Origin of the sequence: Thermus amyloliquefaciens, assembly GCF_000744885.1 — a bacterium.
In the GTDB taxonomy this organism is placed as follows: Bacteria; Deinococcota; Deinococci; order Deinococcales; family Thermaceae; genus Thermus; species Thermus amyloliquefaciens.
Genome location: NZ_JQMV01000003.1, coordinates 162243 through 175616, shown reverse-complemented (window position 1 = coordinate 175616; position 13374 = coordinate 162243). Strand labels below are relative to the sequence as shown.

The 13374-nt window shown below is 67.2% G+C and carries 18 protein-coding genes; 2 read left to right on the top strand and 16 right to left on the bottom strand.

Annotation, left to right across the window (positions count from 1 at the left end):
- Positions 1 to 5: 5 nt before the first annotated feature.
- The 8 genes from BS74_RS01295 to BS74_RS01260 all read right to left on the bottom strand — a co-directional run bounded on the left by BS74_RS01295 (position 6) and on the right by BS74_RS01260 (position 6587).
- Complete coding sequence (locus BS74_RS01295; protein WP_038055338.1) at positions 6 to 1586, bottom strand: 1,4-alpha-glucan branching protein; 1581 nt, start codon at positions 1584 to 1586, stop codon at positions 6 to 8.
- Between the two features lie 4 nt (positions 1587 to 1590).
- Entirely contained in the window at positions 1591 to 2400 is an 810-nt protein-coding gene (locus tag BS74_RS01290) for a [LysW]-aminoadipate kinase (RefSeq protein WP_038055337.1), read from the bottom strand.
- A gap of 10 nt (positions 2401 to 2410) precedes the next feature.
- Entirely contained in the window at positions 2411 to 3445 is a 1035-nt protein-coding gene (gene argC / locus BS74_RS01285; RefSeq protein ID WP_038055335.1) for an N-acetyl-gamma-glutamyl-phosphate reductase, read from the bottom strand.
- Positions 3438 to 4283 carry a lysine biosynthesis protein LysX gene (lysX, locus tag BS74_RS01280; RefSeq protein ID WP_038055334.1) on the bottom strand — a complete coding sequence of 282 codons (846 nt, stop codon included), beginning with the start codon at positions 4281 to 4283 and terminating at the stop codon, positions 3438 to 3440. Before lysX ends, argC begins: the two co-directional genes overlap by 8 nt.
- Positions 4284 to 4361: 78 nt before the next feature.
- Entirely contained in the window at positions 4362 to 4526 is a 165-nt protein-coding gene (gene lysW, locus BS74_RS01275) for a lysine biosynthesis protein LysW (protein WP_038055333.1), read from the bottom strand.
- Positions 4520 to 4834: a TFIIB-type zinc ribbon-containing protein gene (locus tag BS74_RS01270; RefSeq protein WP_038055332.1), complete on the bottom strand. Its 315-nt coding sequence runs from the start codon at positions 4832 to 4834 to the stop codon at positions 4520 to 4522. The genes lysW and BS74_RS01270 overlap by 7 nt, the downstream gene beginning before the upstream one ends.
- Positions 4835 to 4843: 9 nt before the next feature.
- The gene (locus tag BS74_RS01265) at positions 4844 to 5335 is read right to left on the bottom strand and encodes a LeuD/DmdB family oxidoreductase small subunit (RefSeq protein ID WP_038055331.1); all 492 of its coding nucleotides are present in this window, start codon (positions 5333 to 5335) and stop codon (positions 4844 to 4846) included.
- Positions 5328 to 6587, bottom strand: coding sequence for a 3-isopropylmalate dehydratase large subunit (locus BS74_RS01260; protein ID WP_038055330.1), 1260 nt, complete (start codon positions 6585 to 6587; stop codon positions 5328 to 5330). Before BS74_RS01260 ends, BS74_RS01265 begins: the two co-directional genes overlap by 8 nt.
- On the opposite strand from BS74_RS01260, the gene BS74_RS01255 reads away from it, so the two are divergent.
- Entirely contained in the window at positions 6586 to 6867 is a 282-nt protein-coding gene (locus tag BS74_RS01255) for a type II toxin-antitoxin system HicB family antitoxin (RefSeq protein WP_051946706.1), read from the top strand. The two genes, BS74_RS01260 and BS74_RS01255, sit on opposite strands and share 2 nt — an antisense overlap.
- Before the next feature lie 7 nt (positions 6868 to 6874).
- Positions 6875 to 7012, top strand: coding sequence for a type II toxin-antitoxin system HicA family toxin (locus BS74_RS11580; protein ID WP_081914540.1), 138 nt, complete (start codon positions 6875 to 6877; stop codon positions 7010 to 7012).
- A 2-nt stretch (positions 7013 to 7014) separates the two neighbouring features.
- Here the strand turns inward: BS74_RS11580 and lysS are convergent, their stop codons facing one another.
- The 8 genes from lysS to rplK all read right to left on the bottom strand — a co-directional run bounded on the left by lysS (position 7015) and on the right by rplK (position 13355).
- The gene (lysS, locus tag BS74_RS01245) at positions 7015 to 8145 is read right to left on the bottom strand and encodes a homocitrate synthase (protein WP_038055328.1); all 1131 of its coding nucleotides are present in this window, start codon (positions 8143 to 8145) and stop codon (positions 7015 to 7017) included.
- Between the two features lie 142 nt (positions 8146 to 8287).
- Positions 8288 to 9079 carry an isoprenyl transferase gene (locus BS74_RS01240; protein WP_038055327.1) on the bottom strand — a complete coding sequence of 264 codons (792 nt, stop codon included), beginning with the start codon at positions 9077 to 9079 and terminating at the stop codon, positions 8288 to 8290.
- A gap of 51 nt (positions 9080 to 9130) precedes the next feature.
- A complete protein-coding gene (locus BS74_RS01235) occupies positions 9131 to 10249 on the bottom strand; it encodes an acyl-CoA dehydrogenase family protein (RefSeq protein WP_038058723.1) in 1119 nt (372 codons plus the stop codon).
- A 105-nt stretch (positions 10250 to 10354) separates the two neighbouring features.
- A complete protein-coding gene (locus tag BS74_RS01230; protein ID WP_185747669.1) occupies positions 10355 to 10933 on the bottom strand; it encodes a UbiX family flavin prenyltransferase in 579 nt (192 codons plus the stop codon).
- A gap of 176 nt (positions 10934 to 11109) precedes the next feature.
- Positions 11110 to 11487, bottom strand: a complete 378-nt coding sequence (gene rplL / locus BS74_RS01225) for a 50S ribosomal protein L7/L12 (protein ID WP_038055324.1) — start codon at positions 11485 to 11487, stop codon at positions 11110 to 11112.
- 10 nt (positions 11488 to 11497) lie between these two features.
- Positions 11498 to 12019 (bottom strand): 50S ribosomal protein L10, encoded by a 522-nt coding sequence (rplJ, locus tag BS74_RS01220; RefSeq protein WP_038055323.1) that lies wholly within the window; start codon positions 12017 to 12019, stop codon positions 11498 to 11500.
- Positions 12020 to 12229: 210 nt separating this feature from the next.
- Positions 12230 to 12919, bottom strand: coding sequence for a 50S ribosomal protein L1 (gene rplA / locus BS74_RS01215; protein WP_038055322.1), 690 nt, complete (start codon positions 12917 to 12919; stop codon positions 12230 to 12232).
- Complete coding sequence (gene rplK, locus BS74_RS01210; protein ID WP_038055320.1) at positions 12912 to 13355, bottom strand: 50S ribosomal protein L11; 444 nt, start codon at positions 13353 to 13355, stop codon at positions 12912 to 12914. Before rplK ends, rplA begins: the two co-directional genes overlap by 8 nt.
- Positions 13356 to 13374 lie beyond the last annotated feature (19 nt).

Here is a 13374-nt window from a genome sequence, read left to right as displayed (position 1 = left end):
GGCCTTTAACCTACACTCCCGTGCGGGGTCCTGCTGGGCTCCAGGTAAAGCCTGGGGTCCGCCTCGGGGAAGGGGTTATCCTGTGCCTCCAAGGCCGCAAGCTCCTCCGGGGAGACCCCCTTAAGAAGCCTAAAGAAGGCCTCCGCATGCCCCCGGTAACGCTCCTTGGCGTACGCCGCCGCCTGGCCGGTGTCGATGAGGAAGGGCCAGTCGGAGGCCTCGAGGAGCAAAAGCTCCCGCATGGCCTGCTGCAGCACCCGGGGGGGCAGGCTCCCGCGGCGCACCACCTCCCGCATGGCCCCTTCCGCCCGGTAGACGGTGCGCCAGTAGTCCAAGGTGGCCTCGTTGAGCCAGACCCTATGGTCCCCACCCCGGCCCCAGGAGCCCTCGGGCAAGGCGGTGCGCACCGCCTTGCCCTGCACCGCCTCCTTGACGGTCACCGCCCGCACCCCCTTGGCGCGGGCAAGACGCCGCAGCACCTCCTCTAGCCAGGCCACCCCCTCGTACCACCAGTGGCCGAAGAGCTCGGCGTCATAGGGGGCGAGGATGACCCCATCCGGGTGCTCCCGGGCCAGGCGCTCCACCAGATCCACAAAGTGGGCGGCGTGCTCCCTCACCTTGCGGAAGGCCGCCTCGGGGTCGTAGGGGGCCTTGGCGGAGAGGTCGGCCTGGCGGTGGGTGACCCGCCAGTGGTGGAGGCCGGAGAGGGGATCCTTGCGGTGGAACTCCCGGTAAAGCCCCTCCCCGGGATAGCCGTAGTCGGCGCTCCACACCTGCAAGGAGGTCTCCAGGTTGCGGGCCAACACCCTCAGGCCCGACTCCAGCTCGTGGACGTGGTAGGTGGCCTCGGCGCTCGCCACCCGCAAGGAGGCCTCCCCGTAGGGGGAAAGGGCCTTCCCTCCCTGCACCAGGTGGGCGTCCACGAAGGTGTAGCGGATCCCCGCCCGCATGAGGAGCTCGTCCACCCCTGGCCTAATCCCTTCCGGGGCCCCTTCCACGGGGGGCCTCCACGGGCCCCGGGGCCGGTAGGCCATCTCGGGGAGCCAGTAGCCCGTGGGGTCCTGAGCAAAGTGGCGGCGGTAGGTGGCCACCCCCGTCTTGATCTGGGCCCAAAGGGCCTCATCGTACCCCAGAAGGGGGGAGTAGCCGTGGGTGGCGCTGCTGGTGAGAAGCTCCACCTGGCCCCGGTCCTGGGCCCGGCGGAAGGCTTGGAGGAGGTCCCCTCCCAGGTGGTGGAAATGGTCCAGGGTGAGCTCCCAGAAGGCCACCTGGTGGCGGGCGCTGGCCTCGAGGTCCGTCCCCTGGTAGCGCAGGTAGTCCCCTTGGGCCCTCTCCAGGCGGTCCTGGGCGTAGGCGCGGAAGCCCTCCTTGATGCGGCCATCGGCCAGCTGCTCCGCCAGGATGGGGGTGACGCCCAGGGTGAAACGGACCTCCACGCCCTCTTGGTTAAGCCTTTCCAGGGCTCGCACCAAGGGCAGATAGGTTTCCGCCATAGCCTCGTAAAGGGTCTCCTCCCCAAAGGGCCACATCCCGTGGGAGCGCACATAGGGGAGGTGGGCGTGGAGGACCAGGGCAAAGCGCACCATGGGTCTAGCGTACCACGGTGCCCTCCCCGGCCAGGGCCCGCCTTATGGGGTTTTCCACCCGGGCATCGGCGAAGATCACCCGCTTCACTCCCCCCCTCACCGCCTCCACCGCCCCCATCACCTTGCGCTTCATCCGCCCCTGGGCCAGGGCCAGGTACTCGGGGCTTTCCACCTGTTCCACGGGGATCTCCCGCACCAGGCTGGCCTCGTCGGGGTAGTTCGCCAAAAGCCCCGGGACGTTGGAGAGGTAGACCAAGGCCTCGGCCCCATAGGCGGTGGCGAGGAGGGCCGCCACCTGGTCCCCGTCGGTGTTGATGGCCTCCCCCTCGTGGCTGATGGCCGGGGGGGTGATCACGGGCAAATAGCCCGCCTCGAGGAGGAGGTCCAAAAGGGCCCGGTTCACCCGCTCCACCGTGCCCGTGTAGTCCCCGCGGTGGATCTTCACCTTGCCGTCCTCCACGTACTTCACCGCGGTCTTCCTGCGCCCTTCCAGAAGCCTCCCGTCCACCCCGGAAAGCCCCACGGCGTTGGCCCCTTCCTGCTGGAGGAGCTCCACCAGGCGCTTGTTGGTGAGGCCGCAGTAGACCATGAGGAAGATGTCCAGGGTCTTCCTATCGGTGAGGCGGCTCACCTGCCCCCCGGGATGGGTGAGGAAGCGGGGCGGGTGCCCCAAGGCCTCCGCCACCTGGTTGGTGAGGGCGCTTCCCCCGTGGACCAAAAGGAGCCTCACCCCCTCCTTCCACAACGCGGCGGCGTCCTTGGCCACCGCCCGGTAATCAATGCCCTCGGCACCACCCACCTTGACCACGATCACGCCCCACCCCCTAAGGATGAAGCCCGGGGAAGTCCAGCCCCAGGGTCTCAGACCAGCCCATGCGGATGTTGAGGGCCTGGAGGGCGTGGCCCGCGGTGCCCTTCACCAGGTTGTCGATGGCCACCATGACCACCAGGCGCCCGGTGTCCTCATCCAGCTCAAAGCCGATGTCCGCGTAGTTGGTGCCCTGGACGAAGCGGGGGTCCGGGTAGCGGTGGATGCCCTTTTTCTGCTTGACGATGCGAATGAAAGGCTCCTCCCCATAGGCCTCCCGGTAGGCCTGCCACACGTCCCGCTCGCTCCAGCCGTCCTGCAGGAAGGCCTGGGCGGTCATGAGGATGCCCCGAACCCGGTCGGTGGCGATGGCGGTGAGGTGGACCTCGGGCTTCCCCGGGAGGTTCTCCACCACCTCGGCGGTGTGGCGGTGGCCCGTGGGCTTGTAGACCCTCAAGGAGCCCGCCCGCTCGGGGTGGTGGCTGGCCGGCCCCGGCTCGGCTCCACCCGCCGAGGTGGAGATGAGGAGGGTGACGAAGATGGGCCCCGGGCGCAAAACCCCGCCCCTAAGGAGGGGGTAGAGGCCCAGGATGGTGGCGGTGGCGTTGCACCCCGCCCCCGCCATCCAGTCCGCCTCCCTAAGCTCCCTCCGGTAGAGCTCGGGCAGGGCATAGACGAAGCGGCCCAGAAGCTCGGGCCGGGGGTGCTCCCCGTAGTACTTGCGGTAAAGCCCGGGGTCCTTGAGGCGGAAGTCCGCGGAAAGGTCAATGAGAACGGGGGCCAGGGCGGCGTAGCGCTCAAACTCCCGGGCCAAGACCCCGTGGGGCAGGGCCAGGACCAGGATGTCCGCGGGCTCCAACCGCTCCGGGGGGATGAACTTCAGGTGCGTTCTCCCCCTGAGGTTGGGGTGGACGAAGTGCACCGGCTCCCCGGCGAAGCGCCTGGAGGTCACCTGCTTCACCTCGAGGTGGGGGTGGGCCAGGGCCAGGCGCAAAAACTCCCCCCCCGCGTACCCCGAGGCCCCCACGATGGAAAGGGTCTTCCTATCCACGGACCACCTCCCAGGCGTAGCGCAGGATCTCCCCGGGGATGTCCACCCCGGTGGTGTGCACCGAGTTCTTGAACTCCATGGTGTGGTTCACCTCGTTCACCAAAAGGCCCCGCTCCGACTCAAAGAGGTCAATGGCCACCACCCCGCCCCCCACCGCCTGGGCCGCCCGCACCGAAAGCTCCGCGAGCTCCGGGGTTACGGGGCAGTTTTCCGCCTGCCCGCCCCGGGCGGTGTTGGTGATCCAGTGCTGGCTACGGCGGTAGATGGCGGCGATGGCCCGATCCCCCACCACGAAGACCCTTATGTCCCGCCCCGGCTTGCGCACGTACTCCTGGAGGTACAAAAGCTGGTGCTGGAAGCCCCCCAGAACTTCCTTGTGCTCCAAGATGGCCTCCGCCGCCTCCCGGTCGGTGACCTTGGCGAGGAGGCGGCCCCAGCTCCCGATCACCGGCTTCAGCACCACGGGATAGCCCCATTCCTCCATGAGCCTTAGGGCCTCCTCGGCCTCGGTGAGGAGGGCGGTCCTGGGCTGGGGAAGCCCCGCCCGTTCCAGGGCCACGCTGGTGGCCCACTTGTCCCCGCAGGTCTCCATGACCTCCGGCCGGTTCACCACGGGGATGCCCAAGGCGGTGAGGTAACGGGCCACGGCCAGGCCCCGGGTCTGGCTCACGCACCGCTCCAGGGCCACCGTGACCCCCTCCAGCTCCTTGGGCCTTTCCCCCAGGACCATGCGCAAGGCGGGGACGTAGACCTTCTTGTGGGGGATGCCCAGGGCCTCAGCCCGCTCAAAGAGCATCCTCTCGTCGGGGCGGATGCGGTCGTACAGGATGGCCAGCATGGCACCTCTCCCCTTAGGCGCCCCGACCGGGCCCGGGCCCGGTCGGGGGAAAGGCCCCTTGGGAAGCCCGGCCTAGGCTCACTCCCCCCAGTCCTCGGCCTCCTCCGGGGCGGGCTCCAGGCGCAAGGGGTCTAGCCCCACCACCTCCAACTCCGCGCCGCAGTCCTCGCAGACGATCAGCTCGCCAAGCTCGGGGTTTTCCAAGGTAAGTTCCGCACCGCACTCAGGGCAAGTGGCTACCATTCCTCGTCCTCCTCAACCTCGCTCCAGTCAGGGACAAACCGGAAGCCGCACTCCGGGCACTCCACCTCTTGGCCTTGGTCCTCCTCGGACACCTCCAGGGTGTAGCCGCAACGGGGGCAGTCCACGAAGAAGCCCTCCAAGCCCTCCTCCGTCACCTCCACCTCCAGGGGGTCCAGGGAGACCACCTCCAGGAAGGCCCCGCAGGCCTCGCACTCCAGAACGTCCCCCACCTCGAGGGTCTCCAGGTCCTCGGCCAGCACCAGGCTGGCCTCGCCGCACACCGGGCAGGTGATCTCCAGGTCCTCCATGCGTCCAGTCTACTCCCCCGGGAAGCGGCCGTGCTTCTTGTAGTAGTCCAAGAGCGACCCTTCCCTCAGGGCCTCCAGCAAAAAAGGCGGCGGGGGACGAAGGGCGAAGCGTTCCCCTCCCCGCACCAGCACCCCCGTTTCCAGATCCAGCTCCACCTCATCCCCGTCCTCTAGCGCATCCACCACCTCCTCCGACTCAAAGGGAACGATCCCCAGGTTCACCAGGTTGCGGAAGAAGATGCGGGCGTAGCTCTTGGCGATCACCGCCCGGACGCCGAGGCGCTTCAGGGCCTCTGGGGCATACTCCCGGCTACTGCCAAGCCCGGCGTTCCTTCCGAAAACCAGGATGTCCCCGGGCCTCACCTCCTGGGCGAACCCAGGCCGCAGGTGGGCGAAGGCGAAGGTGTGGAAGCGGTCCTCGCCCACCATGAAGGGGGCGTACTTGCCGGGAAGGATGTCGTCGGTGTTGATCTGGTCGCCAAACTTCCAAACCCTAGGCATGGGCTTCCTCCAAAGGGAGAAGGTCCTCGGGGGTGGCGATATACCCGGCCACGGCGCTGGCCGCCGCCACCCGAGGGCTTGCCAGGTAGATCTCGGCGTCGGGCGCCCCCATCCGCCCCCGGAAGTTGCGGTTGCTGGTGGACACGCACACCTCCCCCGGGGCCAGGACCCCCATGTGCCGCCCCATGCAGGGGCCGCACCCGGGGGTGCCGAGGGTGGCCCCCGCCTCCAAGAGGGTGAGGAGGGTGCCGTCCCGGGCGGCCTCCTCCAGGACTTGGGAGCTGGCGGGGATCACCAGAAGGCGCACCCCCGGGGCCACCCTCCGCCCCCTTAGCACCTCGGCGGCGGCCCTTAGGTCCTCTATGCGCCCGTTGGTGCAGGTGCCGATGAAGACCTGGTCCACCCGCTTGCCCCGCACGGCGGCCACCTCCTGCACGTTGTCCACATAGAAGGGGACGGAGACCCGGGGGGTGAGGGTGGAAAGGTCAATCTCCACCTCCCGCACGTACCGGGCATCGGGGTCGGGGTAGAGCCAATCGGGCACCCGGTAAAGCTCCAGGATCTCCCCCGAGGGCACCACCAGCCCCGCCTTGGCCCCCGCCTCCACCGTGAGGTTGGCGAGGGTCATGCGCTCGCCCCGGCTCAAGGTTTCCGCCCCGTCCACCAGGTGGATCTCCACCGCCATGTAGGTGGCCCCTTCCGCGGTGAGGAGGCGCACCATCTCCAAGGCGGCGTCCTTGGCGGTGACCCCTTTAGGAGGCCTCCCCCGGAAGACCACCTTGACGCTTTCCGGCACCCGGAGCCAGGTGCGCCCGCTGGCGGCGGCCAAGGCGATGTCCGTGGCCCCCATGCCCGTGCCGAAGGCCCCCACGGCCCCGTAGGTGGTGGAGTGGGAGTCCGAACCCACCACCACCCATCCCGGCTGGGCCAGGCCCTCCTCCACGAGCACCTGGTGGCAGACCCCCCGGCCCACGTCAAAGACGCGGATGCCGTGCTTATGCCCCCACTCGCGGATCTCCTTCTGGGCCTTGGCCACCTCGAGGTTCGCCGCCGGGGCCACGTGGTCGATGACGATGGAAACCCGTTCCGGGTAGCGGGGGGTGGCGTTCAGGTACTCCAGCCGCTTGAAGAAACTCCCGGCGATGGAGTCCACCACCATCACCTGGTCCACCTCCACCACCAAAAGCTCCCCGGCCCTCACCTCTCTTCCCGCCTTCCTGGAAAGGATCTTTTCCGCCAAGGTCATGCCCATGCCCGCCTCCTATACTGAGGGTAGGACCCACACGGCTCTCGTCTATGACCCTGAAACCCCGGGAACCTGGATCGCCGAGTTCCCTGCCATCCTCGAGGCCCACTCCTTTGGCCGAACCCTCGAGGAAGCCTTGGCCCACGCCAAAGAAGCCTTGGAGTTGGCGCTGGCCTACCTGAAGGAAACAGGCCGCCCTCTTCCCCCAGATGTCCGCACGGTGCAGGTGGGGATAGAAGCCTATACCCGAGGAGGTTGCCAGAAAGCCTCAGCGCCTGGGGTTTGAGGAGCGCATGGCCAAAGGGGGGCATCGGCTTTACACCCACCCCGATGGCCGGATCGTGGTGATGCCCTTCCATAGGGAAGGGCTTCCCAAGGGCACCATCCCGAGGCAAGCCGGCCTCACCGAGGGGGAGTTCCGGGACCTTTAGCCTCATGCCGTGATCCACTCCCTCAGGATCCGGTCCAGCTCCTCCAGGGTCAGCTGCCCCTTATCCGCCAGGGCCTTGATGTGCTGGGTGATGCGGGCCAATTCCTCCTCCCCGTAGTGCAGGCCCAGCTCCTCCGCCCGCGCCTTGATGGCGTGCCGGCCCGTGAGCTTGGAGGCGATGATGAGCTTGCGCTTCACCCCAAAGACCTCAGGCGGATAAGGCTCGTAGGACTCGGGGTTGATGTAGATGGCCTTGAGGTGCATCCCCGCCTTGTGGCTGAAGGCGGTTTCCCCGGTGATGTAGTTGTTGAAGGGGATCTCAACCCCCACCATCTTGGCCACCATGCGGTCCAGCTCGGGAAGCATCTCCAGCTTGTACTTCCCGCGCACGTACTCGGGTTGCAGGGTGAACATGCGGGCCAGGAAGCCCCCCAAGGGGGTGATCCCGTTCCGCTCCCCGATCCCCAGGATGGTGGTGTCCACGTGGGTGGCCCCCGCCTCAATGGCCTCAAAGGCGTTGGCGATGGCGCAGCCGGTGTCGTTGTGCCCGTGGAACTCTATGTCCACGCTGGGGCCCACCACCCGCCGCACCTCCCGCACCAGGGCATAGACCTGCCTGGGGGTGGCGATGCCCACGGTGTCCGCCAGGCCCACCCGGTCCACATAGGGGGCGATGGCCCCGTAGATCTCCAGGAGATCGTGCTCGTCGGAACGGAAGGTGTCCTCGGCGGAGAAGCGCACCTCCACGTGGGGGGCCGCCTCCCGGATGTAGCTAATGACCTCCCTGGCCTCCTCAATGATGCGGGGGATGTCCCGCCCGTGGGCCGCCCGCAGGTACTTGCTGGTGCCAAAGAGGAGGTCAATGCCCTGGACCCCCGTTTCCACCGCCACCTTGGCGGCCTCCATCCGGGTTTGGATGTGGGTCACCACCTTGGCCCTGAGCCCCAAGGAGGCCAGGACCTCCGCGTCCTTCCGGGACTGGGGGGAGGCCATGGGGGTGGTCACCTCGATGTACTCCACGCCGAACTCATCCAGGGCCTTGGCGATGGCGATCTTGTCCTCCGTGGAAAAGTTGGCCCGTTCAAACTGCTCGCCTTCCCGTAAGGTGGAATCAATAATCTTCCATTCCCGCATGCGCCCCTCCCCAAAAGAAAACCGGCCCGAACTCGGGCCGGGGGATAAGGAACCCTCTGGGGCTACCCTACCCCCCGGCGGCCGAGTTTTTTCTCAAGGGCCAGCATCTTGCCTGTAAGGGTATACGAAACCTCCTCTTTTGTCAACGGCCAAACCGGCGCTCGCGGGCCTGGTAGCTGCGGAGGGCCCTCAAGAAATCGATCTTCCGGAACTCCGGCCAAAGCACGTCGGCGAAGTAGAACTCGGAGTAAGCGGACTGCCAAAGGAGGAAGCCGGAAAGCCTAATCTCCCCCGAGGTGCGGATGATGAAGTCCGGGTCGGGCAGGCCTGCGGTGTAGAGGTGGCGGGCGATCGCCTCAGGGGTAAGCCCTTCCGCCACCTCCTTGGGGGAAAGGCCCCTTTGATCCGCCTCCAAAAGAAGCCTTTTCACCGCATCCACGATCTCCTCCCTCCCCCCGTAGCCCAAGGCGATGTTCAACACCATGCCCTGGTGGTGCCGGGTCTTGGCCTCGAGGCGCTCCAGGGCCCTTAGCACCTCCTGGGAAAACCCCTCCCGCCGCCCGATGAAGCGCACCTGCACCTGGTGCTCCAGGATGCGGTGATCCTCCGCCATCCTTTCCGCCTCCCGCACGAAAAGGCGCATGAGCTCCTCCACCTCCTCGGGCGGGCGCCGGAAGTTATCCGTGGAGAAGACCCAGACCGTCACCGTCCGGATGCCCATCTCCAGGCACCATTCCAGGACCTCGTAGGCCTTCTGGACCCCAAACTCGTGCCCCTTCACCGGGGCCAAGCCCAAGGCCTTGGCGTAGCGGCGGTTCCCATCCAGGATGAGGCCCAGGTGCTTGGGAAGCGGGCCTCCTTTCACCTCCTGAAGGAGGCGCTTTTCGTAGAGCCAGTAGAGGGGCCGGGACAGGGAAAGGAGGCGGCGGACCATACCCTTCCCACCCTAAGACGGGAGGATGAGAAAGGGAAGGGCCGGGGCGGGCTACCGGTAAAGCTCCCGGGCGATGATGTGGCGCTGGATCTCCGAGGTGCCCTCGTAGATCTCCGTGACCTTGGCGTCCCGGTAGTAGCGCTCCACCCGGTAGTCCCGGTGGTAGCCGTATCCCCCCAGGACCTGCACCGCCTCCCGGGTCACCTCCACCGCCGCGCTGCTGGCGAAGAGCTTGGCGGCGCTGGCCTCGAGGGTGAACCGCTCCCCGGAGTCCTTCTTCCTGGCGGCCTCCAGCACCAAGGCCCTGGCGGCGGCGATTTTCACGTGCATGTCGGCAATCTTGAAGGCGATGGCCTGGTGCTCCCTTAGCCTCTTGCCGAACTGCTCCCTTTGGTCCGCGTAGGCCTTGGCGATCTCAAAGGCCCCCCGGGCGATGCCCACCGCCTGGGCCGCCACCCCGACCCTGCCGGAGTCCAGGCCCGCCAGGGCGTAGGCCAGGCCCCGCCCCTCCTCCCCCAGGAGGTTCTCCTCGGGGACGAAAACCTCCTCCAAGCGCACCTCGGCGGTGTGGGCGGCGTGGAGGCCCATCTTCGCCTCAGGGGGGCCAAAGGAGAGGCCCGGGGTATCCTTCTCCACCAAAAAGGCGCTGATGCCCTTTTCGCCCCTGGCCATGACCACATAGAGATGGGCCTGGCCGGCGGAGGTGATCCAGCTTTTGGTGCCGTTCAGCACATAGCCCCCGGGCACCCTCCTGGCCTCCGTGCGGAGGCTTGCGGCATCGGAACCCGCCTGGGGCTCGGTGAGGCAGAAGGCCCCGATCCACTCCCCCCGGGCCAGGGGGAGGAGGTATCTCCTTTTTTGCGCCTCGGTGCCGAAGCGCAGGAGCATGTACTGGGGAAGCCCGCTGGTCACGGAAACGATCACCGCCACGCTGGGGTCGGCGGCGGCGATCTCCTCTAGGGCCAAGGCCCAGGTGACCGAGTCCAAACCCGCCCCGCCCCACTCCTCCGGGGTGGCCATGCCCAGAAAGCCCAGCTCGGCCAGGGCCTTTAGCTGGGGCCAGGGGTATTCCCCCGTGCGGTCGTACTCCGGGGCCAAGGGGTACAGGACCTCCTTGGCCACCTGGCGCACCGTGTCCAGCACCAGCTTCTGTTCCGGGGTGGTCACCATCTTTTCCATCGTAACACTGCAGGCATGCAAGAAAACGTCATACACAACCCAAACCCCCTCCGCCGCCCCTTCCGTCCTGCGGGGTGGCCCAGGTCCTTCTGGGGTTTAGCCCCCCTCCCCCCAGCGGGGAGCCCGCTGGGCGCTTAGGCCCAGGTGGTCCAGGATGCGCTGGGTGATGAAGCCCAAAAGGTCCTGGATCTCCTTAGGCCGGTGGTAGAAGCCGGGGCTTGCCGGCAGGATCAAGGCCCCGGCCTCCGCCGCCTGCACCATGGCCCTCAGGGTGGGAAGGGGCAAGGGGGTTTCCCGGGGCACCAGGACCAGGGGCCGTTTCTCCTTAAGGTGCACGTAGGCCGCCCGGGTGAGGAGGGTGTCCGCCAGGCCCAGGGCCACCTTGCTGAGGGTGCTCGCGGAGCAGGGGACCACCACCATCCCCTGGGTTCGGAAGGAGCCCGAGGCGATGGGGGCACCAAGGTCGCCGTCCTTGTAGACCCGGTGGGCCAGGGGGTAAAGGTCCTTGGGGCTTAGGCCCATCTCCTCCCAAAGGACCCGCTTGGCCCCCTGGCTCAAGACCAGGTGCACCTCGGCAAGGTCCTTTAGGGTGCTCAGCAAGTCCAGGGCGTAGGGCATGCCGCTAGCCCCCGTCAACCCCACCACCACCCGGGGAAGCTCCGCCATGGCTCCCATGGTATTCCCAATCCCCATCCCCTGGCCCTAAGTGCCGAGGCATGGAGGTTGCCGCAATGGGCGCAATGCCCAAGGTCTTTCCGGGGTCCCCGTCGTGGCGCAAGCCACCACGGGGTACTTAGAAACCAAAACCCCAGGCCCTCTAGGCCTGGGGGGCACCCCGTGGAAGCGGAGGGTTACTTGAGCTCCACCACCGCGCCCACGGCCTCGAGCTTCTTCTTGATCTCCTCGGCCTCGGCCTTGGGGATCCCCTCCTTGACGGGGCCGCCCTTCTCCGCCAGGTCCTTGGCCTCCTTGAGGCCCAAGCCGGTGATGGCGCGAAGCTCCTTGATGACCTCCAGCTTCTTGGCCCCCGCGTCCTTGAGGATCACGTCAAACTCGGTCTTCTCCTCCACGGGGGCAGCGGCCGCCGCCGCCGCAGGGGCCGCGGCCACGGCCACGGGAGCCGCCGCGGTCACACCCCAGGCCTCCTTCAGCACGTCAATGAGCTGCTTGAGTTCCAAAACCGTAGCCTGAGAAAGCTCTTCCTTGATGCGTTCGATGTCCAAAGCCATCTTCCACCTCCTACGCCGCCTTCTTCTCCGCGTACGCTTCCAGGATGCCTACCAGCTCGCGGGCCACACCGCCCAAGATCCCCACCAGCTCCGCCATGGGGGCCTGCAACACGCCCACAAGCTCCGCCCGGAGCTCGTCCATGGTGGGAAGCTCCGCCAAAGCCGCCACGTCCTTGGCCGAGAGCACCTGGCCCTGCAAGAGCCCGCCCTTGGCCTCGGGGATGCCCTTGGGGTTCTTTTTGGCGAACTCCGCAAGGGCCTTGGCCGCCGCCACCGGGTCCTCGTAGAAGACCACGGCGCTCGGGCCCTCTAGGCCATCCAGCTCGGGCAGGCCAAGCTCCTTTAGGGCGATGCGGATCAGGGTGTTCTTGGCCACGAAGAGCCTGGCCCCCTTCTCCTTCAGGGCCTGGCGCAGGGCGTGGGTTTCCTTGGCGGAGAGCCCCTGGTAGTTCACCAGGAAGAAGGAGCCACGGGCCCGCTCAAGGTTCTCCTTGAGGGCGGCAAGAAGCTCAACGTTGCGCTTATTGGGCACGCCTTCCTCCCTTTGGGGCAGGGGAACCCCAGCCGAATTTTCGGGATTTCTGCGAAACGCTCCCCCTCAAGCGCCTCGGCGGGATGTTTAAGGCCTCTAGCCCCCCGCTGTCTTTGGCCTGGGCGCAAGAGCGCCCGGGGTGCCATAGGAAAGTGTAAAGGGAAAAGGGCCAGGGGTCAAGCTGGCCCCTGGCCCTGACCCTCAGGGCCCTTAGGAGTGGGGGTTGATGCGGATGCTGGGCCCCATGGTGCTGGTCACGTAGACGGAGCGCAGGAAGGTGCCCTTGGCCGCCTCGGGCTTGCTGGCCTCGAGGGCCCGGATGAAGGCCCGGATGTTCTCGGCGATCTTCTCTTCCGGGAAGCTCGCCTTGCCCACGGGGGCGTGGATAGCCCCGGTCTTGTCGTTGCGGAACTCGATGCGGCCCGCCTTGATCTCCTTGATGATCTCCCCGATGTTGAAGCCCACGGTGCCGGCCTTGGGGTTGGGGAGGAGGCCCCGGGGCCCCAGGATGCGGCCCAGCTTGGAGCCCACCGCCCCCATCACGTCCGGGGTAGCCACCACCGCATCAAAGTCCATCCAGCCGTCCAGAATCTTCTGGATGATCTCCTCCCCGCCCACGTAGTCGGCCCCGGCCTCCTCGGCCTCCTTGATCTTCTCCCCCTTGGCGATGGCCAGGACCCGCACCTGCTTGCCCAGGCCGTGGGGGAGGGAGACCGTGCCGCGCACGTTCTGGTCCGACTTGCGGGGATCGATGCCCAACTTGGCGTGGACCTCCACGGTCTCGTCAAACTTGGCCGTGGCCAGCTCCTTGACGAGCCGGGCGGCTTCATCGATGGTGTAGATCCGGGTGGGGTCCACCTTTTCCAAAAGGGCCCGGTAGCGCTTGCCGTGCTTAGGCATCCTTCACCTCCGGCGCGCCCACCACCTCCACCCCCATGGAGCGGGCTGAGCCTGCGATCATGCGGGCAGCGGCCTCGAGGTCGGTGGTGTTCATGTCGGGCATCTTCTGCTTGGCGATCTCCAGAACCTGCTGCCAGGTGATGCGGCCCACCTTTTCCCGACCGGGCTTCTGGGCCCCCTTCTCCAGCCCCGCCGCCTTGCGGATCAGGTAGCTGGCGGGCGGGGTCTTGGTGATGAAGGTGAAGGAACGGTCGGCGTAGATGGTGATCTCCACGGGGACGATGGCGTCGCCCATGTTGGCGGTGGCCGCATTGAAGGCCTTCACGAACTCCATGATGTTGGCCCCGTGTTGGCCCAAGGCCGGGCCCACCGGGGGTGCTGGCGTGGCCTTGCCAGCCGGCAACTGAAGCTTCACCACAGCAACGACTTTCTTCATTTTTCCCTCCTAGGCTCCC

Excerpts from the sequence above, each read along its gene's own strand:
- lysX (WP_038055334.1), bottom strand. The coding sequence starts at position 4,283 with ATGCTGGCCATCCTGTACGACCGCATCCGCCCCGACGAGAGGATGCTC.
- BS74_RS01265 (WP_038055331.1), bottom strand. The coding sequence starts at position 5,335 with ATGCCTAGGGTTTGGAAGTTTGGCGACCAGATCAACACCGACGACATC.
- rplA (WP_038055322.1), bottom strand. The coding sequence starts at position 12,919 with ATGCCTAAGCACGGCAAGCGCTACCGGGCCCTTTTGGAAAAGGTGGAC.
- BS74_RS01230 (WP_185747669.1), bottom strand. The coding sequence starts at position 10,933 with ATGGGAGCCATGGCGGAGCTTCCCCGGGTGGTGGTGGGGTTGACGGGG.
- BS74_RS01235 (WP_038058723.1), bottom strand. The coding sequence starts at position 10,249 with ATGGTGACCACCCCGGAACAGAAGCTGGTGCTGGACACGGTGCGCCAG.
- BS74_RS11580 (WP_081914540.1), top strand. The coding sequence starts at position 6,875 with ATGGCCAAAGGGGGGCATCGGCTTTACACCCACCCCGATGGCCGGATC.
- lysS (WP_038055328.1), bottom strand. The coding sequence starts at position 8,145 with ATGCGGGAATGGAAGATTATTGATTCCACCTTACGGGAAGGCGAGCAG.
- BS74_RS01295 (WP_038055338.1), bottom strand. The coding sequence starts at position 1,586 with ATGGTGCGCTTTGCCCTGGTCCTCCACGCCCACCTCCCCTATGTGCGC.
- rplK (WP_038055320.1), bottom strand. The coding sequence starts at position 13,355 with ATGAAGAAAGTCGTTGCTGTGGTGAAGCTTCAGTTGCCGGCTGGCAAG.
- lysW (WP_038055333.1), bottom strand. The coding sequence starts at position 4,526 with ATGGTAGCCACTTGCCCTGAGTGCGGTGCGGAACTTACCTTGGAAAAC.
- BS74_RS01260 (WP_038055330.1), bottom strand. The coding sequence starts at position 6,587 with ATGGGCATGACCTTGGCGGAAAAGATCCTTTCCAGGAAGGCGGGAAGA.
- BS74_RS01240 (WP_038055327.1), bottom strand. The coding sequence starts at position 9,079 with ATGGTCCGCCGCCTCCTTTCCCTGTCCCGGCCCCTCTACTGGCTCTAC.
- BS74_RS01270 (WP_038055332.1), bottom strand. The coding sequence starts at position 4,834 with ATGGAGGACCTGGAGATCACCTGCCCGGTGTGCGGCGAGGCCAGCCTG.
- rplL (WP_038055324.1), bottom strand. The coding sequence starts at position 11,487 with ATGGCTTTGGACATCGAACGCATCAAGGAAGAGCTTTCTCAGGCTACG.
- BS74_RS01255 (WP_051946706.1), top strand. The coding sequence starts at position 6,586 with ATGCCCGCCTCCTATACTGAGGGTAGGACCCACACGGCTCTCGTCTAT.